The sequence below is a fragment of the Acinetobacter endophylla genome, from assembly GCF_053543775.1.
Genome location: NZ_JBLVOM010000202.1, coordinates 1 through 1,559 on the forward strand (window position 1 = coordinate 1; position 1,559 = coordinate 1,559).

At 45.3% G+C, this 1,559-nt stretch carries 2 protein-coding genes; one reads left to right on the top strand and one right to left on the bottom strand.

Features of this window, described 5'->3' with window-relative positions; genetic code table 11:
* Window positions 1-881, top strand: an 881-nt coding sequence (locus ACNPNW_RS06310) for an amidase family protein (protein ID WP_448766756.1), incomplete at its 5' end; no start/stop codon positions are given.
* A 16-nt stretch (window positions 882-897) separates the two neighbouring features.
* Here ACNPNW_RS06310 and ACNPNW_RS06315 read toward each other — a convergent pair.
* Window positions 898-1,559: MFS transporter (locus tag ACNPNW_RS06315; protein WP_448766757.1), on the bottom strand; the 662-nt coding region annotated here is incomplete at its 5' end.

A 1,559-nucleotide genomic window follows, 5' to 3' on the forward strand; every position in this document is an offset into this window, starting at 1 on the left:
AAGCCATGCATGGCGCCGCGATTCAGCATGTACTGACCAAAACGGTACGGGATAGTGCTGCAATGCTGGATGCCACCCATGGTGAAGATCATAGTTCACTGTTTAAGATTCAGCGTCCACAGCATCATTATCTGGATGTGATTCAGCAACCGCCAAAAAAACTGAAAATTGCGTTTAGCACTTATTCTACGATTGGCACACCTGTTTCGCAGGATGCCATTAAAGCCATTGAACAAACAGCCAAATTGCTAGAATCTTTGGGCCATGAAGTGGTCGAAGACCGTCCAGCCATTGATGGCATGCAACTGGCCAAGGATTTTATTACCACCTGGTTTAGCCAGTTTTCATTTATGCTGGATGAAATCCAGAAAGGCTATCCGTCCAAATCGAATGATTTTGAACTGGACTCTTTAGCGCTGGCGGCTTTTGGGGCCAAAACCAGCGCGATTGATTATATCCAGAACCTGAATAACTGGGGCCAGTACGTGACCCAGATGAATCATTTCTTTGATAATTATGATCTGTACCTGACGCCTGCAACGGCGACAGTGGCGCCAAAAAATGGTGAGGTCAAAACACCAAACTGGCAGAAACCGATTCTTAAAGCTTTATTGAAACTAAATAAAGCACATTTGCTGGCGCAAGGTAAACTGGTCGACCAGATTGTGAAAGAAAATCTAAAATGGGTGCCTTTTACCCAGTTGGCCAATATTACCGGACTCCCAGCGATGTCTGTACCACTGTACTGGAATGAACAAAACCTGCCGCTCGGTTCACAGTTTATTGCGCCGTTTGCCCGTGAGGATCTGCTATTACAACTGGCAGCCCAATTGGAACAGGCACAACCGTGGTTTGGGCAATACGCCAAAATCCGTATTTAATACTGAGATGATATTTTCAAGCCTGTTTTTGCAGTTCGACTTTATTTGGCAATCCGAAAATCAGTAACAAGCCAAGCAAAGTCGATACTGCAGCAGCGATAAAAATAGATGTGCCGCCGACTTGATCCCAATAATGCCCAGCCAGAATACTGCCACTCGCCACGCCAACGCCCCACATCGTGCTATATAGCGCTTGTCCACGTCCTTGCTGCCCTGCAGAAAAATTCTGGAAAATCACTCGCATCGCAATCATATGAAATAAACCAAAACTTAAAGCGTGAATCGTTTGAGCAAAAAACTGTGCCATAAATGAAGCAGGAAAGACTCCGACGATGAACCATCTTAATCCTGTCATTAACAAGCATAGCGTGACCAGATGACGCCATGACCACCGTGTCAGAAAGAACGTCGCATAGGCAAACATGATTATTTCCGCAATGACCCCGACTGACCAGAGCAGCCCGATCTGACTGGTGCTAAATCCCGCCTGACTGAGATAATTGCTATAAAAACTATAAAATGGCGCGTGTGAAAATAGCAGAATCAATTCAATCAGGAAAAAGCTATACACCACTGGGCGTTTGAATATTGGCCATAAGGGTTCGAGCTGTTTCTGTGCGGTAGGTGCTGTCGTGGGCTCTTTAATGATAAATGACCAGAGAAAGGCCAGAAATGAAA